The following is a 25650-nucleotide window of genomic DNA, read 5'->3' on the forward strand; positions in this document are numbered from 1 at the left end:
AGGAGCTTTACCCTTATGTCGATCCAGCGCCTGCATGTGGCCAAACGCTACAGCGAAGTGGTGATCCACAACGGCACCATCTACCTCGCCGGCCAACTGGCCGATGACTTCGACGGCGACATTCGCGAGCAGACCCGCCAGACCCTGGCCAACATCGACAAGATGCTGGCCGAAGGTGGCAGCGACAAGAGCAAGATCCTCTCGCTGACCATCTTCCTCAAGGACATGGCCGACTATGACGGCCTCAACGCCGAGTACGACGCCTGGGTTGCCGACGGTCATGCGCCGGCCCGTGCCTGCGTCGAGGCGAAGATGTACAAGCCCGAAGTGCTGGTGGAAATGTGTGTGGTGGCTGCCGTCTGAGGCGGCCATCGCCTCTATTTGTGTTGGCTTTTCACCCGGCTCCCCCGCCGGGTTTTTTTTGAGTGACGACGTACCTGCATGTAGCCCGGATGCAATCCGCGAGCCTCTGCCGGAATGGCCCCGGATTACATCCGGGCTACCCAAAAATGAACGATTGAGAAATAGCGAACCATGCGTCCTGCCCGTGCCCTGATTGACCTCGATGCCCTGCGTCATAACTACCGCCTGGCCCGCGAAATGAGCGGCGCTCGCGCCCTCGCCGTGGTCAAGGCCGATGCCTACGGGCATGGCGCGGTGCGCTGTGCGCAGGCACTCGAAGCCGAGGCCGACGGTTTTGCCGTGGCCTGCATCGAAGAGGCGCTGGCGTTGCGCGAGGCGGGGATTCGCGCACCGATCCTGCTGCTCGAAGGTTTCTTCGAGGCCGACGAGCTGACGCTGATCGACCAGCATGACCTGTGGTGCGTGATTCATGCGCAGTGGCAGATCGAAGCCGTCGAGCAGGCCCGGCTGAGCAAGCCGCTGACCCTCTGGCTCAAGCTCGACAGCGGCATGCATCGCGTCGGCCTGCATCCGGCCGACTACCAGGGCGCCTATCGGCGCCTGCTGGCCAGCGGCAAGGTCAGCAAGATCGTGTTGATGAGCCACTTCGCCCGTGCCGACGAGCCCGAATGTGAACGGACGGCCGAGCAACTGGCGCTGTTCCAGCAGGCGCGCGAAGGTCTGAGCGCCGAGGTCAGCTTGCGCAATTCGCCGGCCGTGCTCGGCTGGCCGCAGGTGCCAAGCGACTGGGTGCGCCCTGGCATCATGTTGTACGGTGCCACGCCGTTCGAGCAGGCTCAGGAGCAGGCCGCGCGTCTGCAGCCGGTAATGACTCTGGAATCGAAGGTCATCAGCGTGCGTGAACTGCCGGCCGGTGAGCCGGTGGGCTACGGGGCGCGTTTCGTGTCCGAGCGGCCGACCCGTGTCGGTGTGGTTGCCATGGGCTATGCCGACGGTTATCCGCGCCACGCGCCGACCGGCACCCCGGTGCTGGTCGACGGCCAGTTGACCCGTCTGATCGGCCGGGTATCGATGGACATGCTCACCGTCGATCTGACCGATCTGCCGCACGCCGGCCTCGGCAGCCATGTCGAATTGTGGGGCAAGCGGGTGCTGGCCAGCGAAGTGGCCATGGCGGCCGGCAGCATTCCCTATCAGATTTTCTGCAACCTGCGGCGAGTGCCGCTGCTCTATTTCGGGGGCTGAGCTTGCCGTGTAGGTGAAGGGTGAACGCAAGTGTTGTAAATTCCGAACGCTATGCCATGATACGGACACTTTTCCGTCTCATGTCCCAAGGGGGATTCCAGCATTGGACGTCGGCGTTCGACTGCAATCGATTCGTAAGCTCAAAGGTCTATCCCAGCGTGAACTCGCCAAACGTGCGGGGGTCACCAACAGCACCATTTCCATGATCGAGAAAAACAGCGTGAGCCCCTCGATCAGTTCGCTGAAAAAGGTGCTCGGCGGTATTCCCATGTCGCTGGTGGAATTCTTCTCGCTCGACATGGAGCAGGAAAACCAGATTCAGGTGGTCTATCGGGCCTCCGAGCTGACCGATATCTGCAGTGGCGCCATCACCATGAAGCTGATCGGCAAAGCTCACCCGAGCCGCGCCATCTCCTTCCTCGATGAGACCTACCCGGCGGGTAGCGACACCGGCGACGAAATGTATGCCCACGAGGGCGAGGAAGCCGGCATGCTGGTCGAAGGCAAGCTGGAGCTGACCGTCGGCAACGAGGTGTTCGTCCTCGAACCGGGCGACAGCTACTATTTCGAAAGCAGCAAGCCGCATCGCTTCCGCAACCCGTTCGATGTGCCGGCGCGGCTGATCAGCGCCACCACTCCGGCGAACTTTTAAGCACTGCAAGCCCCTTCCCTGGCGGTGGGGGCTTTCGCCGATTCGCCAACTCGTCGAGCGTCAGCCTGCTGTCAGGGCGCTAGACTGGCGCGCTTTCTCAATGGATTAGCCCGGTTTCGTCCGGCATGGCAAGGAGCCTGCAGCATGGCAGCCAGCAACAAGTGGTTGATGTCGTCGTTCGCCTATTACCTGGATTTCTTCACCGTCCCGCTGCTGTTCGTGGGTGCTTTGCTGTTGGGGCCGGTGTTGCTCTGGCAGATCGCGGCCGGGGTGCTGATCTGGAGTTTCGTCGAATATGCCATGCATCGTTTTCTGTTCCACGCGCTGTACCGGCGTGAGCATTGGACGCATCACCTCGACGTCCTGGCCCTGATCGGCATATCCAGCTGGAAGACCACGGCGACCTTCATCGTGCTGCTCGTCCTGTTCCAGGTACTGAACCTGACTTCCCTGATCGCGGGGGTCATGCTTGGCTATCTGGCCTACATCTCGCTGCATTACGTCATGCATCGCCCCCAGCACCCTCTCTACCGGCTCATGCCCGGTTTGGTGAGCAACCATGATCTGCACCATCAGCGCGGTGTGGAAAAGAATTTCGGCGTTTCCTCTCCGCTCTGGGATCATGTTTTCGGGACCTACGTGCGGGTGCGAAACGACGCGCTCACGGAAGGCGTGAAGAGCTGAGCGGGCTACGCTGTTATCGTTGGCGCAAATAACCCTGCGACAATCTGGGTTGTTTCGGCCAGGCCCGCTTGCCGTTATACTGTCGCCCGCTCGCGAACCGTGGCCGCGGGCGTGACTAGCCACGAAGAGGGTGTACCGTGAATCTGATGAAGAAAATGCTGGCAGTACCGGCTGCCGTATTGGCCCTGTGGGCAGTGACTGCTCAGGCCACGACCGATGAAGCCATCGCCGAGCGCCTCAAGCCGGTCGGTGAAGTGTGCATCATGGGCGAAGAGTGCAAGGGCGTGGAAACCGTCGCTGCAGCCGCCAGTGGTGGTGCACGTAGCGCTGATGACATCATCGCCAAGCACTGCAACGCCTGTCATGGCTCTGGCGTGCTGGGCGCACCGAAGATCGGTGACACCGCTGCCTGGAAAGATCGTGCCGACCACCAGGGCGGCCTCGACGGCATCCTGGCCAAGGCCATCTCCGGCATCAACGCCATGCCGCCGAAAGGCACCTGCGCGGATTGCTCGGAAGACGAACTGCGTGAAGCGATCAAGAAGATGTCCGGTCTGTAAGACTCGCCTCTTCCCTGAAAAAACCGCCCTCCGGGCGGTTTTTTCGTTTTCGCCAGAGGCATGCAACCATGCCGGCGGCTATACAGTCCAAGCAGCATTCGCCATGGATGCCGCGAGGAGCGCCAGATGCCGCACGCCTGTACCCTCGAACAAGCCGTCGACCGCGTATTGAGCGAAATCGACGGGCCGATTCATCTGGGCCTGCCACTGGGCCTGGGCAAGCCCAATCGATGGGTCAACGCGCTCTATGCCCGAGTGCGGGAAACGCCCGAGCGCCAGATGACCATCTACACCGCGCTGTGCCTGGCACGTCCACGCGCCGACCAGGACTTGCAGCAGCGCTTTCTCGAGCCTTTCGTCGAGCGGGTCTACGCGGATTACCCCGAGCTGGATTTTCTCGCTGATCTGCACGCAGACAAGCTGCCGGCTAACGTGCGCGTCGAACAGTTCTTCTTTCAGCCGGGTAGCCTGCTCGAGTGCGAGCCGGCGCAGCAGGACTACATCAGCAGCAACTACAGCCACGTCGCGCGTGACCTCAATGCCAAGGGGCTGAATCTGGTCGCCCAGCTGGTCGCCGTCGACGCTGCGCAACCCGAACATTTCAGCCTGAGCTGCAACCCCGACGTCACCCTCGACCTGCTGCCGCTGCTGGAGCGCCGTCGTGCAGCCGGTGAAACCGTGCTCAGCGTCGCCCAGGTGCACAGCGACCTGCCGTACATGGCTGGAGACGCCAGTGTGCCGCGCGACACCTTCGATATTCATATCGTCGAGGACGAGAGCAGCAGGCTGTTCTCCACGCCGAACCTGCCGGTGACCCTGCAGGATCACTGCATCGGCCTGCTCGCCAGCAGCCTGGTGCGTGACGGCGGCACCCTGCAGATCGGCATCGGCGCGATGGGCGATGCATTGGCCTCGGCCCTGCTGGCCAGGCAGGACGACAATGGTCGCTACCGTGCACTTGTGCAGGCGCTGTGTGCGGAGGAGTGGTCTGGGGAAATTGCCGCCAATGGCGGCCTGGCGCCCCTTGAACGGGGGCTGTATGGCTGCAGCGAAATGTTCGTCAACGGCCTGCTGGTGCTGGCCGAGGCCGGCCTGGTGCGCCGCCGGGTCTACCCGGATCTGCTTCTGCAGCGCCTGGCCTTTAGCGGGGCGCTGGATGAGCAGGGCCGGCCACATAGCGTGCAGGCCCTGCTGGATGCCGGGCTGGCCGCGCAGCTGCAGCCGAGTAACCTGGCCTGGCTGTGCGACAGCGGTCTGCTACGCGGCGATCTGCGACTGCAGGCGGGTGAGTTGCACCTGCCCGACGGTAGCCGAGTCGCGGCTGATCTGCGCGATCCGCGAACGCAGGCGCGCCTGAGCGACCATCTGGGCGCTGCCGAGGGTGGCGTGGTGCTGCACGGTGGCTTCTTTCTTGGCCCGCAAAGCTTCTACCAGCGCCTGCGTGAACTGGACGAGGCCCAGCGTCAGCGCTTCGCCATGACCGGCATTCGCTACATCAACGAGCTGTACGGTCAGGAAGAACTCAAGCGCCTGCAGCGCCGCGATGCGCGCTTTATCAACACAGTGTTCACCATGACCCTGCTCGGTGCAGGTGTGGCTGACCAGTTGGAAGACGGCCGCGTGCTCAGTGGCGTCGGCGGGCAATACAACTTCGTCGCTCAGGCCCATGCGCTGGAGGATGCGCGCTCGATCCTGCTGCTGCGCAGCTGGCGCGAGTCGGCTGGCGAGGTGAACTCGAACATCGTCTGGGAGTATGGCCATGTCACCATCCCTCGGCACCTGCGTGACATCGTGGTTACCGAGTACGGCATTGCCGATCTGCGCGGCAAGACCGACGCCCAGGTGATCGAGGCGCTGCTCAAGATCAGCGATTCACGTTTCCAGGGCGAGCTGATCGAGCAGGCGCAGCAGGCCGGCAAGCTGCCCATGGACTTTCGACTCGACGAGCGCTTCGGCAACAACTTGCCCGAGCGGCTGCAAGCGCTGCGCGCGGAGCATTCATCGCTGTTCGGCGAATACCCGCTGGGCAGCGATTTCAGTGCGGTGGAGCAGGACCTGCTGCGGGCGTTGAGCTGGCTCAAGAGCAAGCTGCGCCTGAGCGAGGTGCTGGAGCTGGGCAAGGCCGCGCTCGATGCGCCGGAGCCGGCAGCCTATCCCGAACACTTGCGGCGCATGAGTCTGGAAGCGCCGGACGGTGCGCGTGAGGCCCTGTACCAGCGCCTGCTGCTGGCTGGTCTGCAGGCCAGCACCTCGTCCTAGGGCGCGGCAGCGCTCAATCGAGGAAGCGTACCTGACCGTTCTCCAGCGCCGCGACACGGGCCAGTGACTCGACGCGGTAGCCTTCGCTCTGCAGCAGGTTGCGGCCGTCCTGAAAGGACTTCTCGATGACGATGCCGATACCGGCGATTTCGGCGCCGGCCTGCTGGATCAGGTCGATCAGCGCTTTGGCGGCATGGCCGTTGGCGAGGAAGTCGTCGATCACCAGTACACGGTCCGCTGCGCTCAGGTGGCGGGCAGAGATGGCGATGGTGCTTTCGGTCTGCTTGGTGAAGGAGAAAACCTTGGAGATCAGCAGGTCGTCCTTGAGCGTCAGCGACTGGAACTTGCGCGCGAAGATCACCGGGATGCCCAGTTCGAGGCCGGCCATCACCGCCGGGGCAATGCCCGAGGCCTCGATGGTGACGATCTTGGTGATGCCCTGGCCGGCGAAACGCTGGGCGAACTCGTGGCCGATCTCCTGCATCAGGCGGGGATCGATCTGGTGGTTGAGAAAGGCATCCACCTTGAGTACATGCTCGGACAGCACGATGCCTTCGCTGCGTATCTTTTGTTTCAACGACTCCACGGCCGATCCTCTGGGTTGAGCAGAAAAGCTGCCGATTTTCGCTCAAAATGCCCTGCATTGTGTAGTGATACCTGAGGCGGGCCGACGATTGCAGCTGTCTGACCGGTCAGACAGGTTGTCTGGTCTGGCCACGCCGGCATGTGTCTAAGCGCTCTTGGTCAGGCGCCGCAGGATGTCTTTGGGAATGCCCCGTGTGTCGAGCGGCAGCTTGTCCGGCGCCGGCTCCAGGCCCAGTTCGTACAGCCAGTTGAGCGTGTATTCGCGCAGCTGCTTGAGCGCATAGGCCTGCCACTGTTCACGAATTGCCGGCAAGGACTCGATCTCGTAGTCGAACGCACGCAGCGGCCTGCGCCCGGTCAGCGCGGCGCTGAGCAGCGGGTGCGCATGCACATCGTCGAGGGTGAACAGGAAAGACTCACGCAAGGCCACGCGCTGGGGAACATCGAGATTGGGGATCTGGATATAGCGCTCAGGCTCCAGCTCGACCAACTGGTGCTCCTCGCTGTGCGGGTCGTCCGCCGACAGGGTCAGGACACTGCCGCTTTCCAGATCCAGCCAGTTCTCTTGTGGCTCGCGGCTGTTGATCAACTGAGTCAGGGCGTCGAGGTCGAGCGTGAATGTGCGCATGGTTTCAGTCCCTGTGTCCGAACGATATCTTCTTCTGACTGGCAAATATGACGAGGGTGCCGGAGGCATTGAAGGGGTGGGCCGGGCGGCGATCCGCTCAGCCCACAGGGCAGCAAACCCCAGGCTTCAGCGCTTGAGCATTGCGCGCATATTGGCCAGCGCGTCGTTGCCACGGGCGGCCTTGGCCTCCACGGGCGCCTCTTCAAGGCCTTCCCAGACCAGATCTTCGGGCGGCAATTCGTCGAGGAAGCGGCTCGGTGAGCAGTCGATGATTTCACCATACTGCTTGCGCTTGGCGGCGAAGGTCAGCGCCAGGTTGCGCTTGGCGCGGGTGATGCCGACGTAGGCCAGGCGGCGCTCCTCCTCGATGGTGTCGGCCTCGATGCTGGAGCGGTGGGGGAGAATCTCCTCCTCGAAGCCGATGATGTACACCGACGGAAACTCCAGGCCCTTTGAGGCGTGCATGGTCATCATCTGCACGCCTTCGGCGCCTTCCTCCTCTTCCTGCTGGCGCTCGAGCATGTCGCGCAGCACCAGCTTGCCGATGGCGTCCTCGATGGTCATGTCGCCGTCTTCGTCGCGCTCCAGGGTGCCTTTCAGGGCCTCGACGAGGAACCAGACGTTGCCCATGCGCGCCTCGGCGACCTTGTCACTGGAGGCGTTCTGGCGCAGCCAGTTTTCGTAGTCGATGTCCATGACCATGCTGCGAATGGCGGCGATCGGGTCGTTCTGCGCGCATTCCTGGCGCACGCGATCCATCCACTTGGTGAAGCGTTGCAGGCGCTCGGTGAAGCGCGCGTCGAGGTGCTCGCCGAGACCGATCTCGCCGGCGGCGGCGTACATGCTGATCTTGCGCTCGTTGGCGTAGTTGCCGAGCTTTTCCAGGGTGGTCGAGCCGATCTCGCGGCGCGGCACGTTGATCACGCGCAGGAAGGCGTTGTCGTCATCCGGGTTGACCAGCAGGCGGAAGTAGCTCATCAGGTCCTTCACCTCCTGGCGGGCGAAGAAGCTGGTGCCGCCGGACAGGCGATAGGGAATCTGGTGGTGCTGCAACTTCAGCTCCATCAGCTTGGCCTGGTAGTTGCCGCGATAGAGGATGGCGAACTCGCTGTAGGGGCGCTGGGTACGCAGATGTTCGGTGAGGATCTCCAACGCCACCCGTTCGCACTCGGCGTCTTCGTTGCGGGTGCGGATCACGCGGATCTCGTCGCCCATGCCCATCTCGCTCCACAGCTGTTTCTCGAACACGTGCGGGTTGTTGGCGATGAGGATGTTGGCGCACTTGAGGATGCGGCTGGTGGAGCGGTAGTTCTGCTCCAGCATCACCACCTTCAGCGACGGGTAATCCTCTTTCAGCAGCATCAGGTTTTCCGGACGCGCGCCGCGCCAGGCGTAGATCGACTGGTCATCATCGCCGACCACGGTGAACTGGTTGCGCATGCCCACCAGCATCTTCACCAGCAGGTACTGGCTGGCGTTGGTGTCCTGGTATTCGTCGACCAGCAGGTAGCGGATGCGGTTCTGCCACTTCTCCAGAATGTCGGCGTGCTCCTGGAAGAGTTTGACCGGCAGCAGGATCAGGTCGTTGAAGTCCACCGCGTTGTACGCCTTGAGCGTGCGCTGGTAGTGCAGGTAGACGATGGCGGCGGTCTGCTCCTTGGGCCCGCGTGCGTTGGCCAACGCTTCGTCCGGCAGGATCAGGTCGTTCTTCCAGCTGTCGATGAGGTTCTTCACCTCGTCGGCGCCATCATCGCCGGCGTATTCCTTCTGCATGATGTCGGTGAGCAGCGCCTTGATATCGCCGTCGTCGAAGATCGAGAAGCCTGGCTTGTAGCCCAGGCGCGCGTATTCCTTGCGGATGATGTTCATGCCCAGGTTGTGGAAGGTCGACACGGTCAGGCCGCGCGCCTCGCTGCCCTTGAGCAGGGTGCCGACACGCTCCTTCATCTCGCGCGCAGCCTTGTTGGTGAAGGTCATGGCGACGATGTGCTGGGCACGGATGCCGCAGTTCTGCACCAGATGGGCGATCTTGCGCGTGATCACGCTGGTCTTGCCGGAGCCTGCACCGGCGAGCACCAGAAGCGGGCCGCCGACATAGTTCACGGCCTCTTGTTGCCGGGGGTTCAGTCGGGACATGGGATTGTTCGCAGAAAAAGGGCCGCGCATTTTAACAGGCCTGATGCGTTCTGCCGCGACCGTCCGGAACTGTGGCCTGGCGCACGGAATTGGATGTTGCTGTGCCAGAGCGTGGGGAACGATGCAGTACTCTGGTACCACTTGCCGGTTTGACGGCTATACCTCAGGATGTGCATCACTTTTCACCCGGATGTGATTGATTAGACGCCGATTACGGCGCGTTTAGGCGAGGCAGATCGCCATCATTCTTGTGGTAATTGGGGGGATTGCTTGTCCACGCTCGTCGAACCCATGCGGTTGGTCCTGCTGGCAGACTCGTCAGACTGGGCCGAATTGCTGCGCGAGCAGCTGGGCGCCCTAGAGAGCTCCTTCCCGCTGATTACCGCTCCGTCCTGGGAGGCGGCCAGCAGCCTGTTCGACGACCACGCCAGTGGCCTGCTGCTGGCGACGCCGGATCGGCTTCCCCCCAGTAATCAGTGCCCGTTGCCGATGGTGCTGCTGCTCGAGGACGAACCCGTCGAAGAGCCGGTCGGGGTCAGTGACTGGCTGGTACGCAGTAGCCTCAATCCCGATGTACTGCGCCGCTGCCTGCGTTATGCACGTGAGCAGGGCAACCTCAGGCATACCCTGCAGCGCCTGGCCGAACAGGATCCATTGACCGGCATCGCCAACCGTCAGGGCTTCCAGACCCTGCTCGCTGCGCGCCTGGGCGAATGCAACGGCCGCGGCCTGGTGCTGGGGCATCTCGACCTGGACAACTTCCGTCACGCCAACGACGCGCTGGGCTACCAGGCGGGTGATCGCCTGATCCTGCAGGTGGTGGCGCGTCTGAAGAACCTGCTGCAGCCCTGCGACCAGATCGCGCGGCTGGGCAGCGACGAATTCGCCCTGCTGCTGGATGTACGGCGCGATCCGCAGCGCGTCGAACGCCTGGCCGAACGCGTTACCGAGGAACTGGGCGAGCCCTACTGGGTGGACGGCGAGAGCCTGCTGATCGGCTGCAGCCTGGGCCTGGCACATGCCCGTGCAGGCGAGGGCGCCGACCCGCTGCTGTGGCACGCGCATACCGCCATGCAGCAGGCCAAGCGGCAGCAGGGGTGCGTATTTCATGTCTACGACGAGCGGCTCAACCGCAGCGCGCGCAATCAGGCCGATCTGGAAGGCGAGTTGCGCAGGGCGTTACGCCGTGACGAGCTGGAACTGCATTACCAGCCGCGCCTGTGCCTGAAGAGCGGACGCATCGTCGGCCTGGAGGCGCTGGTGCGCTGGCAGCACAGCGAGCGCGGGCTGCTGGCGCCCAACGAGTTCGTACCCTTGGCCGAGGAAACCGGGCTGATCGTGCCGCTCGGTTACTGGGTCATCTCCCGTGCCCTGCGCGATATGCAGTGGCTGAGCGGGCGTGGCCTGCCGCCGCTGCACATGGCGGTCAATCTGTCGTTCCGCCAGTTTCAGGACAGCCAGTTGCTGTCGACCCTCAGCCGTCTGATCGAAGAGCGTGGGGTCGATGCGCAGCGGCTGGAGTTCGAATTGACCGAAACCGCAGTCATGCGCCGCAGCGATCAGGTACAGCAGACCATGCTGGCGCTCGGGCGGCTCGGCGTACGCTTCTCGCTGGACGACTTCGGCACCGGGTTTTCCTCGTTCGTCCACCTCAACAGCCTGCCGATCACCCTGCTCAAGATCGACAGGAGCTTCGTCGGCGGCATGGGTGAGCGCGCCGAGAATCGCCAGTTGGTGCGGGCAATGATCAACCTGGCGCACAACCTCAACCTCGAGGTGGTGGCCGAGGGGGTGGAGAATATCGAGCAACTCGACATGCTGCGTCAGTTCGGCTGCGATCAGGTGCAGGGCTACCTGATCAGCAAGGCCGTTCCGCTGGCCGAGTTGGCGCGCTTTCTGGTGTTCGGCATGCGTCAGCCGTTGCTGAGCGGCGCGCCGCCCTCGGCCTGACGCAACTCCAGGCCGGTGGGTCAGGACAGGCAGGCTTCGCCTGTCAGCGCGCCCGGCCGTTGCAGGCGTGCCGTCTTCCACTGGAAGCCCAGCACCAGGCCGGTGGCCGTGACCGCCAGCCCGGCTGCCAGTCCCCACCACACGCCATGTGCGCCCCAGCCGAGCGCGAAGGCGAACAGCCAGGCCAACGGTGCACCGATGCACCAGTAGCCGGTCAGGCCGATCAGTAGCGTGGTGCGGCCGTCGTTGAGCCCGCGGATCGCGCCCATGGCGATGCTCTGCAGGCCATCGAACAGCTCGAACCAGGCGGCGATCGCCAGCAGGCTCACTGCCAGGGTGACGATTTCGGCGAAGGCCGGGTCGTGACGGTCGAGGAACAGGCCGATGATCCATTCCGGCACTAGCCAGAACAGCAGGGCGAACAGCAGCATCAGCACAGCGCCCACGGCCATGCCCAGGTGTCCGGCCAGCCGTGACAGGTGCAGGCGGTCGGCGCCGTAGTGCAGGCCGACGCGGAAGGTCACGGCATAGGACAAGCCCTGCGGCACAATGAACGCCAGCGCCACCGTCTGCATGGCGATCTGATGCGCTGCCAGTTGCACGCTGCCCAGTGCGCCCATGCACAGGGTGGCGAAGGTGAACAGCCCTTGCTCGGCGGCGTAGGTACCGCCGATGGGCAGACCCAGGCGCAGCAGGGCGCGCATCTCCGCCCGCTGAGGGCGGCCCATGCCGCGCCGCAGCCTGTAGCGCTGGTAGGTTGGCGAGAGCAGGATGTACAGCGCCAATGCCAGTGCCATGGCACTGCTCACCAGCGCGGTGGTCATGCCGATACCGCTCAGGCCCAGGCTGGGCAGGCCGAACCAGCCCTTGATCAAGGTGTAGTTGATGACGAAGTTGGCGACGGTGCCGGCGATGCTGATGGCCATGACCGGGCCAGGATGGCCAATGGCGCTGGTGAAGCCGCGCAACGCCATGAAGCACAGGTAGCCGGGCAGGGCCAGCGACAGCGGACGCAGGAACGCCATGGCCTGGCTGGCTGCGTCGGGCTCCTGGCCCAGATGTGGCAGCAATGGGCCCAGGCCGTTGAGACACAGGGCGCTGACGACACCCAGCAGCAGGGCCAGCCACAAACCGTTCTGGATCAGGCGGGTGACGCCGTTGGCGTCGCCCGCTCCGTGGCGAATGGCGACCAGGCTGCCCACTGCGGCGATCACCCCGGTGCAGAAGATCGAGAAGATGAAATAGCAGGTCGCCCCGAGTGCACCACCGGCCAGCTGCTGCGGGCCAAGCATGGCCATCATCAGCGTGTCGGTGAAAATCATCAGCGCGTGGGCCAATTGGGCGGAGATCAACGGGCCGGCCAGGCGCAGCAGCGCACTCAGCTCGTGGCCAAGGGAATTTTTCATGATGAGTAAAGCTTCGGCAGGGTAAGCATCCCCAGACTGTCGGGGGATGAGCAATGACCGCTATTCTCTGGCTTGATCCGGATGCCCACAAAAGGAAAAAAACCATGCCAGGCATGATTAAAACTCATGGATTGATGCCGTGACCCGTCGTCTGCCGCCGCTCTATGCCCTGCGCGCCTTCGAGGCCGCTGCACGTCATGCCTCGTTCACCCGTGCCGCCGAAGAGCTGGCGATCACCCAGAGTGCGGTGAGCCGGCACATCCGTACGCTGGAGACGTACTTCGCCTGCCGCCTGTTCGAGCGTCGTGGTCGCAGCCTGCAACTGACCGATCCTGCTCGCGCCCTGTTGCCAGGGCTGAGCGATGGTTTCGATGCGCTGGAGCGTGCCAGCGCCGCCTTGCGCCTGGATGACGAGGTACTGCGCCTCAAGGCCCCCTCGACCCTGACCGTGCGCTGGCTGCTGGCGCGCCTGTCGCACTTTCGCCTGGCCAATCCGGACAGCGAGGTGCAGCTCACCAGCGCCTGGATGGACGTGGACAAGGTCGACTTCCGCCACGAACCCTTCGACTGCGCCGTGCTGCTATCCGATGGCCAGTTCCCGGATGAGTGGGAGAGCGTGCTGCTGTTCGAGGAGTGGCTGATCCCGGTGTGCGCTGCGCTCGATGCCGGCCCCTGGTCGCTGGCGCGGCTGCAGGCGGCGGAGCAACTGCATCCGACGCCGGATCGCCGTGACTGGCGACGCTGGCTGCAGGCCACCGGCTTGGCTGAACAGGTGCCTCTGAAGACCGGCCAGTTGTTCGACATGCTGGAGCTGGGCATCGTCGCAGCGGGGCGAGGTTATGGCGTATCGATCGGCGATCTGTTGATGGTCGCGGAGGACGTCAGCAGCGGGCGCCTCGGGCTGCCCTGGCCCACGGCCGTCTACAGTGGTGAAAGCTATTATCTGGTGTGGCCGCGCGGGCACAGGGCCCAGGCGCGCCTGCAACGCCTGCGCGACTACCTGTTGGCGGAGGTGGCAGCCATGCAACTGCCATCAGTGGAGAGAGTGCTTTAGCTGCCGATACAGGTTTCTGATAACAAAGGATGGCCATTCGGCATCTGCCGATTGACCAAGCATAATAGTCGGGTATCCTCCTGCGCCCTCCATGAGGTCGTACGATGACCTTGCCTTGTCCATTTGTCGCCTGCCGCCTCGCGCCAGGCCAGAGAGGCCTACATGACCCCTCCTCGTTCTCGCATTGCTTTGCAGCTGGCCGTAGCCCTGGCGTTGATGTTGGTCGTGCTGATCAGCCTCAGCACGGTATTTGCGCTGCGCTCGCTGAACAACGCCAACCTGGTGACCCGTGCCGAGCATCTGGGCAGTGAGGCACGCCTGTTGGCCGATCAACTGGAAACCTTCCACGGTAGTCTGCGCGACAGCACCCAGCGCCTGGCCGGATTGTTCGAGCAACGATTCAGTGGCGGCATGCAGGTGCGCAATGACGAGCGTGTTGCCGTTGGCAGCCTGCAGACCCCGGCGCTCTATCTGGGGGCGACCCGGCTCAACAACGATTTCAGCGAAGTCGACGATTTCACCCGCATGACCGCAGGCGTCGCCACGGTGTTCGTGCGCGACGGCGAGGAGTTCGTGCGCATCACCACCTCGCTGACCAAGCAGGACGGTGCCCGTGCCCTGGGCACCGTGCTCGACCATCAGCATCCGGCCTATCAGAAACTGCTGGCGGGCCAGGGTTATGTCGGCCGCGCGGTCTTGTTCGACCGCTTCTACATGACCCAGTACACCCCGGTGCGCGATGGCGCCGGGCGGGTCATCGCCGTGCTGTTCGTCGGCTTCGACTACACCGACGCGCAGAACCTGCAGATGCGCAACCTGACCGATTTCCGCATCGGCAGTACCGGCTCGCTGGCGCTGCTCGACGAGCAGGGCAAGTGGCTGGTAGCGCCGGCCGGTGCCGCCGCCATGAGCAGCCTGCCTGAATCGCTCACCGAACTGATCGCCAACCCTGGCGAGGGCGGTTTCTGGAGCGATGGTCGCGACGAGTTCTACAGCGTCGCCATGCCCTTTGCCGGTGGCCCATGGGCGGTGCTGGCGAGCATGCCGCGCGAGGAAATTCAGGCTGTCACCTGGCGTGTCGGCACCCAGCTGGCCATCGGCAGCGCGCTGACCCTGCTGCTGGCGGTGATCGCCGTGGTCTGGCTGCTGCGGCGCAAGCTGCGGCCGCTGGGTGATCTGGTGCAACAGGCCCAGGCCCTCGGGGCCGGCGAGCTCGGCGCGCGCATGGCGCAGTCCGGCAACGATGAAATCGGCGAGCTGGCGCGCAGCTTCAACCACATGGGCGAGGCCCTGGCGAACATGGTGGCGGGTATTCGCAGCGCCGCGCAGGATGTCAGTGCGCGCTCGCAGGCGATGTCCACCTTGTCGCGTGATGCCTACCAGGGTATCGATCAGCAGTCGGGCGAGATCAGCAGCATGGCTGGCGCGGTAGAAGAGTTCAGCGCGACCTCGCAGAACATCGCCGACAACATGCGCAGCACCGAGCGCCTGGCCAACGCCAACGCCCAGCAGACCCGCATCGGCCGCACCTCGATGGATCAGGCCTCCGAAGCGCTGGTGCAGATCGCCGAGGCGCTGGAGCAGACCTCCACGGCCATCAACGGTCTTGGCCAGCGTTCCCAGGAGATCGGCGGCATCGTCAGCGTGATCACGGCGATTGCCGATCAGACCAACCTGCTGGCGCTCAATGCTGCCATCGAGGCGGCACGCGCCGGCGAGCAGGGGCGCGGTTTTGCCGTGGTCGCCGATGAGGTGCGCAGCCTGGCCGGGCGTACCCGCGAGGCGACCAACGAGATTTCCACCATGATCGGCAGCATCCAGAGCGAGACCAGCAGTGCCATCGCCACCATGGAGCAAGGCCGGCAACTGATGCAGGACGGTCTCGAGCGCAACGCCAAGGTCGCTTCAGCGCTGGCGCAGATCAGCGAGCAGAGCGACGCGGCTGGCGAGCAGTTCGCCGCCATCACCACCGCCACCAGTGAGCAGAGCAGCACCGCTACGGTGCTCAGCAGCAATCTGCAGAGCATCGCCCAGGCCAACGGCGAGCAGCGCGAAGTGGTGGCCAACCTGGCCGACACCGCGCGCGAGCTGGATCGCCTGGCCGCGCAGTTGCGTCAGGAGGTCGAGCGCTTCCGCTGAGTCAGCCTGCGGCAGGGCGATACTGCAGCGCTTCAGCCAGGTGTGCGCGGCTGATCTGCTGTTCGTCCGCCAGGTCGGCCAGGGTGCGCGCGACCTTGAGGATGCGATGGGCGGCGCGCAGGGAGAGTCCCAGGCGTTCGCAGGCACTCTCCAGCCACTGGCGGTCCACATCGCTCAGTGCGCAATGCTGACGCAAGCCGGGCAGGTCGAGAAAGGCGTTGGCCACGCCCTGGCGCTGCAACTGGCGTTGGCGTGCGCGCGCAACCATGGCTGCCGCCAGGGCCGTGCTTTCGCCAGCCTGTGGTGGGGCATTGAGGGCCGTGGTTTCGCGTGCGACCGTCAGGTGCAGGTCGATGCGGTCCAGCAGCGGGCCTGACAGTTTGGCGCGGTAACGCTGGATCTGCTCCGGCGTGCAGCGACAGCGGTTGCTCGGGTCGCCGAGATAACCGCATGGGCAGGGGTTCATGGCGGCGACCAGCTGGAAACACGCGGGAAATCGTACCTTGTCGCGTGCCCGGGCGATGACGATATGACCGCTCTCCAGTGGCTCGCGCAGCACCTCCAGGACCTTCCTGTCGAACTCCGGCAACTCATCGAGAAACAGCACCCCCATATGCGCCAGGGTGATTTCGCCTGGTTGTGGGCGACTGCCGCCACCCACCAGTGCCGGCCCGGACGCGCTGTGGTGCGGGGTGCGAAAGGGTCTCTGTGGCCAGTGCTGCAACGGCGTGTGGCTGGCCACCGAATGGATCGCCGCGACCTGCAGGGCTTCGCCTTCCTCCAGCGGCGGCAGCAGGCCGGGCAGGCGGCTAGCCAGCAGTGTCTTGCCGGTGCCGGGCGGGCCGCTGAGCAACAGGTTGTGCGAGCCGGCGGCGGCAACCAACAAAGCACGCTTGGCAGCCAGCTGGCCCTGCACTTCGGCCAGGTCCGGGTAGGGCAGGCTCTGCCTGAGCAGGCCCTGGGCAGCATAAGGTTCGAGAGGCGCACTGCCATTGAGGTGCGCAGCGATCTGCAACAGGTGCTCCACGGCAATCACCTTCAGCCCCGACGCCAGGCTCGCCTCTTCGGCATTGGCTTGTGGCACCAGCAGGGTGCGCCCGGCCGCGCGCGCGGCCAGTGCCGCTGGCAGAACGCCCTGCACCGGGCGCACGGCGCCCGACAGGGCCAACTCGCCCAGGCACTCGTATTCGTCCAGGGCCTGGGCAGGCACCTGACCGCTGGCGGCGAGAATGCCGAGGGCGATAGCGAGGTCGAAGCGGCCACCGTCCTTGGGCAGATCGGCAGGGGCCAGATTCAAGGTGATGCGCTTGCTGGGAAATTCGAAGGCGGCATTGAGGATGGCGCTGCGTACGCGATCCTTGCTTTCCTTGACTGCGGTTTCCGGCAGGCCCACCAAGGTCAGGGAGGGCAGGCCGTTGGCCAGGTGTGCCTCGACGGTAACCACCGGCGCTTCGACACCGACCTGGGCGCGGCTGTGGACGATGGCCAGGGACATGATCACTCCTTGATCAGGCCCGCCTGGGCGGTCATTGAAAACGCTCTGCATTGGGGCAAGGCGTTAAACCGCCTTTGCCTGCGCTCTCAATGTTCCGATGGTTCAGTCGGCGGGCGGGTTCAGTTTGGCTTCCAGTTCGGCGACCTTGGCTTCCAGCGCCTCGAGGCGGGCGCGGGTGCGGGCCAGTACCACCATCTGGCTGTCGAATTCTTCACGGCTGACCAGCTCGAGCTTGCTGAATCCACTCTGCAGAAGGGCTTTGAACTGCGCTTCCAGCTCAGCGCGCGGCAGCGGGCTGTCGCCACTGAAAAGACGTGAGGCATGGCTACTGAGGGTATCGAGCAGGGCTTTCGGCGGCAGCATGATCAGGTTCCGTAAACAGACGGTCGGCAGTGTAGCACGCAGCCGCCGGCAGGTCGGTCGAGGGTGGGTTGCACACTTTTTGAGCATTCGATGATGCGTGGATGCACCAAATTCGTGCGTTGCATTTGGCTTGAATGGCTGGTCACTTTAGCTCGAAGTGTGTGAAGGCCTTGTGGATCGGGCTTTTGCGCGAGATGGCAAGCTTTCTGCTTATACCCCTGCGACGCATGCATCGACGCAGTTTCGGTGCGGCAGGCGAAGCGGGGAGTGTTTCGTTGGAAGCGGTTGGTGGGTATCGACCACGCCAGGCTGGAGCGGTCGGTGCATTACAAAAGCCAGACACTGCGCTTAGACTTGAGCCGGGTTCGCAATTCCTGGGGCAAGTCCACCTTACACGGGAGAGAGTTTCATGAAGCTAGTCACTGCCATCATCAAGCCGTTCAAGCTGGACGACGTGCGCGAGTCGCTGTCGGAGATCGGCGTGCAGGGCATTACTGTCACCGAGGTCAAAGGCTTCGGCCGCCAGAAAGGCCATACCGAGCTGTATCGCGGTGCCGAGTACGTGGTCGACTTCCTGCCCAAAGTGAAGATCGACGTGGCCATCGCTGACGATCAACTGGATCGCGTTATCGAGGCGATCACCAAGGCTGCCAACACCGGCAAGATCGGTGACGGCAAAATTTTCGTAGTCAACCTGGAACAGGCGATTCGTATCCGTACCGGCGAAACCGATACCGACGCGATCTAAACAGCCTCCGAACCCCACGCCCCAGGAGTAAACCCATGACTCTGCGAACTTTCGCAGGGCTAGGAGCCCTTTTGTCCTCGAATTCTGGCCTAGCGCTGTTTTCGGGGGCGAATGCCGGAGCTGGCGATGCCTCGCCGCTCTGCTGTGCCAGACCCTCTTCAGGTCTCGTGCTCGGCCTAGTGATGGGAATACCTGGTCGCCTCACGGCGCAGGGTTCCGGTGATCCAGAGCGAGCGTAGCAACGACCTGTAAAGCATGCGGAACGCGTCCGGCGCCAACCTGGACGTTTTAACCGAACAGCGCACAACAAAAGCGCCGGCAAGAGGTGAAAAATGGATAACACAGCATTGACTGCATTGCAGTACGGCTTCGATACCTTCTACTTTCTGATCTGTGGTGCCCTGGTGATGTGGATGGCAGCTGGCTTTGCCATGCTCGAGTCCGGCCTGGTGCGCGCCAAGAACACCACTGAGATCCTGACCAAGAACATCGCGCTCTACGCGGTGGCCAGCGTCATGTATCTGGTGATCGGCTACCACATCATGTACTCCAGCCCGGAAGGCGGCATCTTCCCGAGCCTGGGTTTCCTGATCGGTGATGAAAACAGCGTCGAGTCGGTACTTGCCGGTGGCGACGATGCGCCCTACTACTCGGCTCGTTCGGACTTCTTCTTCCAGGTAGTGTTCGCCGCGACCTGCATGTCGATCGTCTCCGGTGCCGTTGCCGAGCGTATGAAGCTGTGGGCCTTCCTGGCCTTCGCCGTGGTCATGACCGGCTTCATCTACCCGGTACAGGGCTTCTGGAAATGGGGTTCGGGCTTCCTCAACGAAGCCGGCTTCCTCGACTTCGCCGGTTCCGGCGTGGTGCACATGGCCGGCGCTGCTGCCGCTCTGGCCGGTGTGCTGCTGTTGGGCGCTCGTAAGGGCAAGTACGGTGCCAATGGCCAGGTCAACGCCATTCCGGGCTGCAACCTGCCGCTGGCGACCCTCGGTACCTTCATCCTGTGGATGGGCTGGTTCGGCTTCAACGGTGGCTCGCAGTTGAAGATGAGCACCATCGAAGACGCCAACGCCGTGGCTCAGGTGTTCACCAACACCAACATGGCCGCTGCTGGTGGCCTGATCGCCGCGCTGATCGTCGCCCGCATCCTGTTCGGCAAGGCCGACCTGACCATGGCGCTCAACGGTGCCCTGGCTGGCCTGGTGGCCATCACTGCCGAGCCGCTGACCCCGAGCGCCCTGCAGGCGACCCTGATCGGTGGCGTCGGTGGCGTGCTGGTGGTGTTCTCCATCCTCGGCCTGGACAAGCTCAAGCTCGACGATCCGGTCGGTGCCATCTCCGTACACGGTGTGGTCGGCATCTGGGGCCTGCTGGCCGTCTGCCTGACCAACAGCGATGCTTCGCTGGGCGCTCAGTTGCTGGGTATCGGCAGCATCTTCGCCTGGGTATTCGTCGCCAGCCTGATCGTCTGGAGCATCATCAAGGCGGTGATCGGTCTGCGCGTCAGCGAAGAAGAAGAATACGAGGGTGTGGATATCGCCGAGTGCGGTATGGAGGCCTACCCGGAATTCACCAACAAGTGATCCTCCGGTAAATCGCAAAGGGCGCCTTCGGGCGCCCTTTGTTTTTTCTGGCAGCGCGCTAGAATGCGCGCGCTGGAGCCATCGAGAGTGAGAACGGCATGTGGCAGCAACGCATCATCAGCCTGCGTCCGCGTGAGCGCGGTTTTCATCTGGTGACCGAGGAGGTGCTGGCTGCATTGCCGGAACTGGCGCAGGTGCGTGTCGGTCTGTTGCATCTGTGGCTGCAGCACACCTCGGCGTCGCTGACGGTGAACGAGAACGCAGATCCCGCGGTACGCCGCGATTTCGAGCGTTTCTTCAACCGTCTGGTGCCGCAGGGTGAGGCGGGCTACGAACACGATTACGAAGGGCCGGATGATTTGCCGGCACACTTCAAGGGCAGCCTGCTGGGCTTTCAGCTTCAGCTGCCGATACAGCATGGGCAGCTGGCACTCGGGACCTGGCAGGGCATCTATCTCGGTGAGCATCGCGATCATGGCGGTGCTCGGCGAGTGGTGGCGACCCTGCATGGCGAGGCTATTTGATTTTTTTCCAGTGGTGCGGTGCACATCGCGCGACTGGGCTATAACTAACCTGCTTTTCGCAAGTCATGAGGTTGAACATGAGCGACGAAGACCTGGAACAAGACGATCTGGATGGGGCTGACGAGGACGAGGGAGAGGAGCTGGCTGCTGCCGATGACGGTGACAGTGGCGACGACGAAAGCGATGGCGAGGCCGTAGCCAGCGGCAAGAAGAGCAAGGCCAAAGCCGTTGAAGTCGACGAGATGCCCAGCGTCGAAGCCAAGCAGAAGGAGCGTGATGCTCTGGCCAAGGCCATGGAGGAGTTTCTCTCCCGTGGCGGCAAGGTGCAGGAGGTGGAGCCCAATGTGGTCGCCGACCCACCCAAGAAGCCCGACAGCAAATACGGCAGCCGCCCTATCTAAGGACGGCTCGCTGCAAGGAACCCGCCCCTGCGGCGGGTTTTTTGTGCCTGCCATCCCGGTTGCCAACCTTCGGGCTGTCTCTGTGCGACGTCAGGAATTGCTCCCTCAGTGATGCGGTGTCGCGTAGGGTGCGCCGTGCGCACCGGTCTTGTCGTGTATCAGGTGGTGCGCATGGCGCACCCTGCGGGCGCTAACGCGTCCAGCTACCCAGCAGCGCGGGCAACTCGGCCAGGCTGCCGATCTGCGCGTCTGGTGTCGTTTCGCCCTCCCAGGCTCGCCCTTGCGGGTTGAACCAGATGGCGCGCATGCCGGCCGCCTGGGCGCCGGCAATGTCGTCACTGGGGTGATCGCCGATATGCACGGCACGCGCGGCCGCCACGCCCCCGGCGCGGCTGAGCGCTTCACGGAAGGGCTTGGGGTCGGGTTTGCCGATGCCCAGCTCTTCTGCGCACAGGGCGAAGCGGAAATACTCAGACAGGCCCAGGCGGCGCACATCGGCGTTGCCGTTGGTGATCACGCCAAGCATGAAGCGCTCGGCCAGTGCCTCCAGCGTCGGGTGCACCTCGGCGAACAGGGCGACCTGATGGCGGGCGCTGAGAAATACCTGGAATCCGGCTTCGGCCAGCGCCTGTGCCTCGCTGTGCGGGTAGCCGGCGTCTTCCAGGGCATGAAACAGAATGCGTCGACGCAGCTCGCTGAGGCGATGCTTGAGCATCGGCTCGGCGTCGAGCAGGCGGCTGCGCACGGCCCACAGGTGCTCGATCGGTACCGCACCCAGGCGCGGCGCATGCAAGGCCAGCCAGTTGCGTAGCGCCGCTTCGGCGTCCTGTATCACCGGCGTGACGTCCCACAGCGTGTCGTCGAGGTCGAAGGTGATCAGTTCAATGCTCATTCGGAACCGCCTTTGCGTTTGGCCCTGGGGTGGGCCTGGTCATAGACATTGGCCAGGTGCTGGAAGTCCAGGTGGGTGTAGATCTGCGTGGTGGCGATGTCGGCATGGCCGAGCAGCTCCTGCACCGCGCGTAGATCCTGCGAGGATTCCAGCATGTGGCTGGCGAAACTGTGGCGCAGCATGTGCGGATGCAGGTGCTGACCCAGCTCGCGCACGCCCGCCTGGCGCACGCGTAGCTGTACCGCACGCGGCCCGAGGCGTCGGCCTTGCTGGCTGATGAATACGGCGCCGTCGGCGGGGTTGGCCAGTTTGCGCAGTGGCAGCCAGCGTTCCAGCGCTTCGCGCGCCTGGCTGCCGACCGGCAGCTCGCGCACCTTGTTGCCCTTGCCGCGCACGCGTACCAGGCCGGCAGGCAGGTCCAGACCCTCGAGGTCCAGCCCAACCAGCTCGGAAAGGCGCAGGCCTGAGGAGTAGAACAGCTCGAGCATGGCCTGGTCGCGGCGGGCGATGAAGTCGTCCTCCACCGCGCCGTCGAGCAGTTGCGCACTGCGGTCGGCGTCCAGGGTGCGCGGCAGGCGTCGTTCGCGCTTCGGCGGGCTGAGGCCGGTGGCCGGGTCGTGGCGGCACAGGCCTTCACGCAGCAGGTATTGATAGAGGCCACGGGTGGCCGAGAGCAGGCGTGCCAGGCTGCGGCTGGACAGGCCCTGCTGATGCAGGCGGGCGACCAGGCGGCGCAGGTTGCGTGTATCCAGCGCGGCCCAGTCGCTCAGGCCTTCGGCCTCGCAGAATGCCAGCAGCTTGCCCAGATCGCGGCGATAGCCGTCGAGGGTATGCACCGACACCTGGCGCTCGCGGCGCAGGTGTTCGAGGTAGGCATCGAGATGGGTTTCAAGTTTCACGTGCCGGATTCCGAGCAGGTCGAGGGTGGATGAGCTTGGTCATCCACCCTGCACGACCTAGCGTACCGAACGCAGCGGTGTGGCGAAGCTGGGCAGAACACGCGCCAGGACTTCGGCGATGTAGCCGAGGAACAGCGTACCCAGCGAGCTCTTGTAGTGCTGCGGATCGACACTGCCGATGGCGAGAATGCCATGCAGGCCCTGATGATTGAGGCTGACCACGGCGGCAGAACCGACCTGCGCGGCGTCTTCCTTGCCGAACAGGAATTCCAGCTCGTGCGGGCGTAGCACGCCGCAGATGGTCTTACCGCCACTGAGCAGACCGCCGACCTGTTGATGGGCTTCGGCGGAGCTGACCGAGCGCCCGACCGGCAGCTTGTTATCGCTGAACAGGATCAGGCCGACGAAAGGCACCTGGAACTCGTGGCGCAGGCTGTCTTCGACAATGCCAACCACTTCTTCCAGGCTGCCGGCATCAAGCAGGTCGAGTACCAGGCGCCGGGTCTTGTCGAACAGGCGGTCGTTGTCGCGCGCCACGTCCATCAGTTGGCCGAGGCGATGGCGCATCTCGATGTTGCGCTCGCGCAGCAGCTTGACCTGGCGCTCGACCAGCGACACGGTATCGCCGCGCTGATGTGGAATGCGCAGCTCGGGAATCAGTTCATCGTGGTCGATGAAGAATTCCGGATGCAGGCGCAGATAGGCGGCGACCGTCTCCGAGTCGAGCGGCTTGGGCGAATCCTGCTGGTCGGTCATAGGCGAACCTGTCCTTCGTATACGCGGGCAGCGGGGCCGGTCATCATAACCGGCTGACCTTCGCCTGCCCATTCGATGGACAGTTTGCCGCCCGGCAGCTCCAGTTGCACGGGCGAATCCATCCAGCCCTGACGAATCGCTGCCACGGCTGCGGCGCAGGCGCCGGTGCCGCAGGCCTGGGTTTCACCGGCACCACGCTCCCACACGCGCAGACGCGCCTGCTTGCGGTTCTGCACCTGCAGGAAGCCGACGTTGACCCGCTGCGGGAAGCGCGGATGGTGTTCCAGCTTCGGCCCGAGCGTATGCACCGGGGCGTTGTCGACGCTGTCGACGCGCAGCACGGCGTGGGGGTTGCCCATTGACAGCGCAGCCAGCTCGACGCCCTGGCCGTCGACCTCGACGCGATAGTTCAACGCCGCCTGTTCGGCCTGGAACGGCACCTGTTCCGGCTGCAGGCGCGGTGCGCCCATGTTGACGCAGACCTGCCCGTCGTTCTGCACGCGCAGCTCGATGATGCCGCTCTTGGTCTCGACGCGAATGACCTTCTTGGTGGTCAGACGCTTGTCCAGCACGAAGCGCGCGAAGCAACGCGCGCCGTTGCCGCACTGCTCCACTTCCGAACCGTCGGAGTTGAAGATGCGGTAACGGAAGTCGACGTCCGGGTGGCTCGGCGGCTCGACGATCAGCAACTGATCGAAGCCGACGCCGGTGTGGCGGTCGCCCCACTGCTTGGCGTGCTTGGGCTGCACGTGGGCGTGCTGACTGATCAGGTCGAGAACCATGAAGTCATTGCCCAGGCCGTGCATCTTGGTAAAGCGCAATAGCATGACGTCGCCCTCAGGCCGGCAGCAGGCTTTCGCCAGCGTAGAGCTCTTGGACGGTCTCGCGACGACGCACTTCATACGCCTGCTCGCCATCGACCAGCACCTCGGCGGCGCGGCCGCGGGTGTTGTAGTTGGAGCTCATGACGAAGCCGTAGGCGCCGGCCGAACGCACGGCCAGCAGGTCGCCTTCTTCCAGCACCAGTTGACGATCCTTGGCGAGGAAGTCGCCGGTCTCGCAGATCGGTCCGACCAAGTCGTAGTTACGCGCTTCGCCTTGACGTGGCTGCACCGGCGACACGTCCATCCAGGCCTGGTAGAGGGCAGGACGGATCAGATCGTTCATCGCCGCATCGATGACGGCGAAATCCTTGTGCTCGGTGTGCTTGAGGTATTCGACCTGGGTCAGCAGCACGCCGGCATTGGCGACGATGAAACGGCCTGGCTCGAACACCAGCGACAGGTCGCGACCGGCCAGGCGCTTGCGCACGGCGGCGATGTAGTCGCCGGCCAGCGGTGGCTGTTCGTCGCGGTATTGCACGCCGAGGCCGCCACCGAGGTCCAGGTGCTTGATGATGATGCCGCGCGCGGCCAGCTTGTCGACCAGCAGCAGCAGGCGATCCAGCGCATCGAGGAAGGGCTCGAGGGTGGTCAGCTGCGAACCGATATGGCAGTCGACGCCGATCACTTCCAGGTTCGGCAGTTCGGCAGCGCGGGCGTAAACCGCCTCGGCCTGCTCGATGTCGATGCCGAACTTGTTTTCCTTGAGACCGGTGGAAATGTACGGGTGAGTGCCGGCGTCCACGTCCGGGTTGACGCGCAGCGAGACCGGCGCCTTGACGCCCAGTTCGGCGGCGACCTTCTGCAGGCGCTCCAGCTCGACGCTGGACTCGACGTTGAAGCAGTGCACGCCGACTTCCAGCGCGCGGCGCATGTCGTCGCGGCTCTTGCCGACGCCGGAGAAGACGATGCGCTGCGGCTCGCCGCCAGCGGCCAGGACGCGCTCCAGCTCACCGCTGGAAACGATGTCGAAACCGGCGCCGAGGCGTGCCAGAACGTTCAGTACGCCGATGTTGGAGTTGGCTTTGACCGCGAAGCAGACCAGATGAGGCATGCCGGCCAGGGCATCGGCATAGGCGCGGTACTGGCCCTCGATGTGGGCGCGGGAATAAACGTAGGTGGGCGTGCCGAAGCGCTGAGCCAGCGCAGACAAGGCAACGCCTTCCGCGAACAGCTCGCCGTCGCGGTAGTTGAAGGCTTCCATGGGGCAGCTCCTGTCAGAGTTCGAAACGGTCTCGGCTGTTGCCGGCGTTGTCATCGCCCGGCAGGTACAGCGGGCCTTTCTGACCGCAGCCGGCCAGCAGGCAAACGGCGGCGAGGAGCGCGAGGGTCAGTCGCTTCATGGGACGGTCCTTGAAAATAAGCGTGAATTGCGCCGGAGTATACCGACCCCCTGCCACCTTGCCTATGCGCCAGGCGCCCGCCTGGCGGGGCGCTGGCTCGATCT

The 25650-nt window shown here is 64.1% G+C and carries 25 protein-coding genes; 13 read left to right on the top strand and 12 right to left on the bottom strand.

The features are described 5' to 3' along the window. Positions 1–15: 15 nt before the first annotated feature. The 6 genes from PCLY_RS00575 (at position 16) to PCLY_RS00600 (ending at position 5763) form a co-directional block, all read left to right on the top strand. Complete coding sequence (locus tag PCLY_RS00575; protein WP_013713456.1) at positions 16–363, top strand: RidA family protein; 348 nt, start codon at positions 16–18, stop codon at positions 361–363. 171 nt (positions 364–534) lie between these two features. Further along, the gene (gene alr / locus PCLY_RS00580; protein WP_061237298.1) at positions 535–1608 is read left to right on the top strand and encodes an alanine racemase; all 1074 of its coding nucleotides are present in this window, start codon (positions 535–537) and stop codon (positions 1606–1608) included. Between the two features lie 103 nt (positions 1609–1711). Beyond that, positions 1712–2260 (top strand): cupin domain-containing protein, encoded by a 549-nt coding sequence (locus PCLY_RS00585; RefSeq protein ID WP_061237300.1) that lies wholly within the window; start codon positions 1712–1714, stop codon positions 2258–2260. 144 nt (positions 2261–2404) lie between these two features. Beyond that, positions 2405–2944 carry a sterol desaturase family protein gene (locus PCLY_RS00590; protein ID WP_061237302.1) on the top strand — a complete coding sequence of 180 codons (540 nt, stop codon included), beginning with the start codon at positions 2405–2407 and terminating at the stop codon, positions 2942–2944. Positions 2945–3081: 137 nt separating this feature from the next. Beyond that, positions 3082–3504 (top strand): c-type cytochrome, encoded by a 423-nt coding sequence (locus tag PCLY_RS00595; protein ID WP_061237303.1) that lies wholly within the window; start codon positions 3082–3084, stop codon positions 3502–3504. A 126-nt stretch (positions 3505–3630) separates the two neighbouring features. After that, positions 3631–5763, top strand: a complete 2133-nt coding sequence (locus PCLY_RS00600) for an acetyl-CoA hydrolase/transferase C-terminal domain-containing protein (RefSeq protein WP_061237305.1) — start codon at positions 3631–3633, stop codon at positions 5761–5763. 13 nt (positions 5764–5776) lie between these two features. Here the strand turns inward: PCLY_RS00600 and PCLY_RS00605 are convergent, their stop codons facing one another. The 3 genes from PCLY_RS00605 to rep all read right to left on the bottom strand — a co-directional run bounded on the left by PCLY_RS00605 (position 5777) and on the right by rep (position 9112). Further along, positions 5777–6349, bottom strand: coding sequence for a xanthine phosphoribosyltransferase (locus tag PCLY_RS00605; RefSeq protein WP_061237307.1), 573 nt, complete (start codon positions 6347–6349; stop codon positions 5777–5779). A gap of 144 nt (positions 6350–6493) precedes the next feature. Beyond that, the gene (locus PCLY_RS00610) at positions 6494–6976 is read right to left on the bottom strand and encodes a UPF0158 family protein (RefSeq protein ID WP_061237309.1); all 483 of its coding nucleotides are present in this window, start codon (positions 6974–6976) and stop codon (positions 6494–6496) included. A gap of 126 nt (positions 6977–7102) precedes the next feature. Next, positions 7103–9112 carry a DNA helicase Rep gene (rep, locus tag PCLY_RS00615; RefSeq protein WP_061237310.1) on the bottom strand — a complete coding sequence of 670 codons (2010 nt, stop codon included), beginning with the start codon at positions 9110–9112 and terminating at the stop codon, positions 7103–7105. A gap of 270 nt (positions 9113–9382) precedes the next feature. Here rep and PCLY_RS00620 point away from each other — a divergent pair, with 270 nt between their 5' ends. Continuing rightward, on the top strand, positions 9383–11062 hold the full coding sequence (locus tag PCLY_RS00620) for a putative bifunctional diguanylate cyclase/phosphodiesterase (RefSeq protein ID WP_156458538.1): 1680 nt from the start codon (positions 9383–9385) through the stop codon (positions 11060–11062). A 20-nt stretch (positions 11063–11082) separates the two neighbouring features. Here the strand turns inward: PCLY_RS00620 and PCLY_RS00625 are convergent, their stop codons facing one another. After that, complete coding sequence (locus PCLY_RS00625; RefSeq protein ID WP_061237312.1) at positions 11083–12468, bottom strand: NorM family multidrug efflux MATE transporter; 1386 nt, start codon at positions 12466–12468, stop codon at positions 11083–11085. Between the two features lie 139 nt (positions 12469–12607). On the opposite strand from PCLY_RS00625, the gene PCLY_RS00630 reads away from it, so the two are divergent. Then, positions 12608–13522 (top strand): LysR substrate-binding domain-containing protein, encoded by a 915-nt coding sequence (locus PCLY_RS00630; protein ID WP_061237313.1) that lies wholly within the window; start codon positions 12608–12610, stop codon positions 13520–13522. Between the two features lie 162 nt (positions 13523–13684). After that, on the top strand, positions 13685–15661 hold the full coding sequence (locus tag PCLY_RS00635; protein WP_061237314.1) for a methyl-accepting chemotaxis protein: 1977 nt from the start codon (positions 13685–13687) through the stop codon (positions 15659–15661). Position 15662: 1 nt separating this feature from the next. On the opposite strand, the gene PCLY_RS00640 is transcribed toward PCLY_RS00635, so the two are convergent. Both PCLY_RS00640 and PCLY_RS00645 read right to left on the bottom strand, forming a co-directional pair. Continuing rightward, positions 15663–17156, bottom strand: a complete 1494-nt coding sequence (locus tag PCLY_RS00640; protein ID WP_061237315.1) for a YifB family Mg chelatase-like AAA ATPase — start codon at positions 17154–17156, stop codon at positions 15663–15665. Between the two features lie 102 nt (positions 17157–17258). Beyond that, complete coding sequence (locus tag PCLY_RS00645) at positions 17259–17519, bottom strand: accessory factor UbiK family protein (protein WP_037052746.1); 261 nt, start codon at positions 17517–17519, stop codon at positions 17259–17261. A 409-nt stretch (positions 17520–17928) separates the two neighbouring features. Here PCLY_RS00645 and glnK point away from each other — a divergent pair, with 409 nt between their 5' ends. The 4 genes from glnK (at position 17929) to sutA (ending at position 20775) form a co-directional block, all read left to right on the top strand. Next, the gene (glnK, locus tag PCLY_RS00650) at positions 17929–18267 is read left to right on the top strand and encodes a P-II family nitrogen regulator (RefSeq protein WP_003096476.1); all 339 of its coding nucleotides are present in this window, start codon (positions 17929–17931) and stop codon (positions 18265–18267) included. 332 nt (positions 18268–18599) lie between these two features. Then, positions 18600–19850, top strand: a complete 1251-nt coding sequence (locus PCLY_RS00655; protein ID WP_061237316.1) for an ammonium transporter — start codon at positions 18600–18602, stop codon at positions 19848–19850. A 98-nt stretch (positions 19851–19948) separates the two neighbouring features. Next, on the top strand, positions 19949–20374 hold the full coding sequence (locus PCLY_RS00660; RefSeq protein ID WP_061237317.1) for a secondary thiamine-phosphate synthase enzyme YjbQ: 426 nt from the start codon (positions 19949–19951) through the stop codon (positions 20372–20374). Between the two features lie 77 nt (positions 20375–20451). After that, positions 20452–20775, top strand: a complete 324-nt coding sequence (sutA, locus tag PCLY_RS00665) for a transcriptional regulator SutA (protein ID WP_061237318.1) — start codon at positions 20452–20454, stop codon at positions 20773–20775. A 190-nt stretch (positions 20776–20965) separates the two neighbouring features. On the opposite strand, the gene PCLY_RS00670 is transcribed toward sutA, so the two are convergent. The 6 genes from PCLY_RS00670 to lptM are packed head-to-tail and all read right to left on the bottom strand — an operon-like array spanning position 20966 to position 25546. Then, positions 20966–21667, bottom strand: coding sequence for an HAD family hydrolase (locus PCLY_RS00670; protein ID WP_061237319.1), 702 nt, complete (start codon positions 21665–21667; stop codon positions 20966–20968). Next, a complete protein-coding gene (gene xerC / locus PCLY_RS00675; RefSeq protein WP_061237320.1) occupies positions 21664–22566 on the bottom strand; it encodes a tyrosine recombinase XerC in 903 nt (300 codons plus the stop codon). The genes PCLY_RS00670 and xerC overlap by 4 nt, the downstream gene beginning before the upstream one ends. A 57-nt stretch (positions 22567–22623) precedes the next feature. Then, positions 22624–23322, bottom strand: coding sequence for a DUF484 family protein (locus PCLY_RS00680; RefSeq protein WP_061237321.1), 699 nt, complete (start codon positions 23320–23322; stop codon positions 22624–22626). Continuing rightward, positions 23319–24149: a diaminopimelate epimerase gene (gene dapF / locus PCLY_RS00685; RefSeq protein ID WP_061237322.1), complete on the bottom strand. Its 831-nt coding sequence runs from the start codon at positions 24147–24149 to the stop codon at positions 23319–23321. The genes PCLY_RS00680 and dapF overlap by 4 nt, the downstream gene beginning before the upstream one ends. Before the next feature lie 10 nt (positions 24150–24159). Then, the gene (lysA, locus tag PCLY_RS00690) at positions 24160–25407 is read right to left on the bottom strand and encodes a diaminopimelate decarboxylase (RefSeq protein WP_061237323.1); all 1248 of its coding nucleotides are present in this window, start codon (positions 25405–25407) and stop codon (positions 24160–24162) included. Positions 25408–25420: 13 nt separating this feature from the next. Continuing rightward, positions 25421–25546 carry an LPS translocon maturation chaperone LptM gene (gene lptM, locus PCLY_RS00695; RefSeq protein ID WP_017361215.1) on the bottom strand — a complete coding sequence of 42 codons (126 nt, stop codon included), beginning with the start codon at positions 25544–25546 and terminating at the stop codon, positions 25421–25423. Positions 25547–25650: the final 104 nt, after the last annotated feature.

This window comes from Ectopseudomonas composti, from assembly GCF_001567565.1.
Taxonomy (GTDB): Bacteria; Pseudomonadota; Gammaproteobacteria; order Pseudomonadales; family Pseudomonadaceae; genus Aquipseudomonas; species Aquipseudomonas composti_A.

Coding starts and splice junctions, on each gene's coding strand:
- PCLY_RS00575 (WP_013713456.1), top strand. CDS start 16: ATGTCGATCCAGCGCCTGCATGTGGCCAAACGCTACAGCGAAGTGGTG.
- alr (WP_061237298.1), top strand. CDS start 535: ATGCGTCCTGCCCGTGCCCTGATTGACCTCGATGCCCTGCGTCATAAC.
- PCLY_RS00590 (WP_061237302.1), top strand. CDS start 2,405: ATGGCAGCCAGCAACAAGTGGTTGATGTCGTCGTTCGCCTATTACCTG.
- PCLY_RS00600 (WP_061237305.1), top strand. CDS start 3,631: ATGCCGCACGCCTGTACCCTCGAACAAGCCGTCGACCGCGTATTGAGC.
- PCLY_RS00610 (WP_061237309.1), bottom strand. CDS start 6,976: ATGCGCACATTCACGCTCGACCTCGACGCCCTGACTCAGTTGATCAAC.
- rep (WP_061237310.1), bottom strand. CDS start 9,112: ATGTCCCGACTGAACCCCCGGCAACAAGAGGCCGTGAACTATGTCGGC.
- PCLY_RS00625 (WP_061237312.1), bottom strand. CDS start 12,468: ATGAAAAATTCCCTTGGCCACGAGCTGAGTGCGCTGCTGCGCCTGGCC.
- PCLY_RS00635 (WP_061237314.1), top strand. CDS start 13,685: ATGACCCCTCCTCGTTCTCGCATTGCTTTGCAGCTGGCCGTAGCCCTG.
- PCLY_RS00640 (WP_061237315.1), bottom strand. CDS start 17,156: ATGTCCCTGGCCATCGTCCACAGCCGCGCCCAGGTCGGTGTCGAAGCG.
- PCLY_RS00645 (WP_037052746.1), bottom strand. CDS start 17,519: ATGCTGCCGCCGAAAGCCCTGCTCGATACCCTCAGTAGCCATGCCTCA.
- glnK (WP_003096476.1), top strand. CDS start 17,929: ATGAAGCTAGTCACTGCCATCATCAAGCCGTTCAAGCTGGACGACGTG.
- PCLY_RS00655 (WP_061237316.1), top strand. CDS start 18,600: ATGGATAACACAGCATTGACTGCATTGCAGTACGGCTTCGATACCTTC.
- PCLY_RS00660 (WP_061237317.1), top strand. CDS start 19,949: ATGTGGCAGCAACGCATCATCAGCCTGCGTCCGCGTGAGCGCGGTTTT.
- sutA (WP_061237318.1), top strand. CDS start 20,452: ATGAGCGACGAAGACCTGGAACAAGACGATCTGGATGGGGCTGACGAG.
- PCLY_RS00670 (WP_061237319.1), bottom strand. CDS start 21,667: ATGAGCATTGAACTGATCACCTTCGACCTCGACGACACGCTGTGGGAC.
- PCLY_RS00680 (WP_061237321.1), bottom strand. CDS start 23,322: ATGACCGACCAGCAGGATTCGCCCAAGCCGCTCGACTCGGAGACGGTC.
- dapF (WP_061237322.1), bottom strand. CDS start 24,149: ATGCTATTGCGCTTTACCAAGATGCACGGCCTGGGCAATGACTTCATG.
- lysA (WP_061237323.1), bottom strand. CDS start 25,407: ATGGAAGCCTTCAACTACCGCGACGGCGAGCTGTTCGCGGAAGGCGTT.
- lptM (WP_017361215.1), bottom strand. CDS start 25,546: ATGAAGCGACTGACCCTCGCGCTCCTCGCCGCCGTTTGCCTGCTGGCC.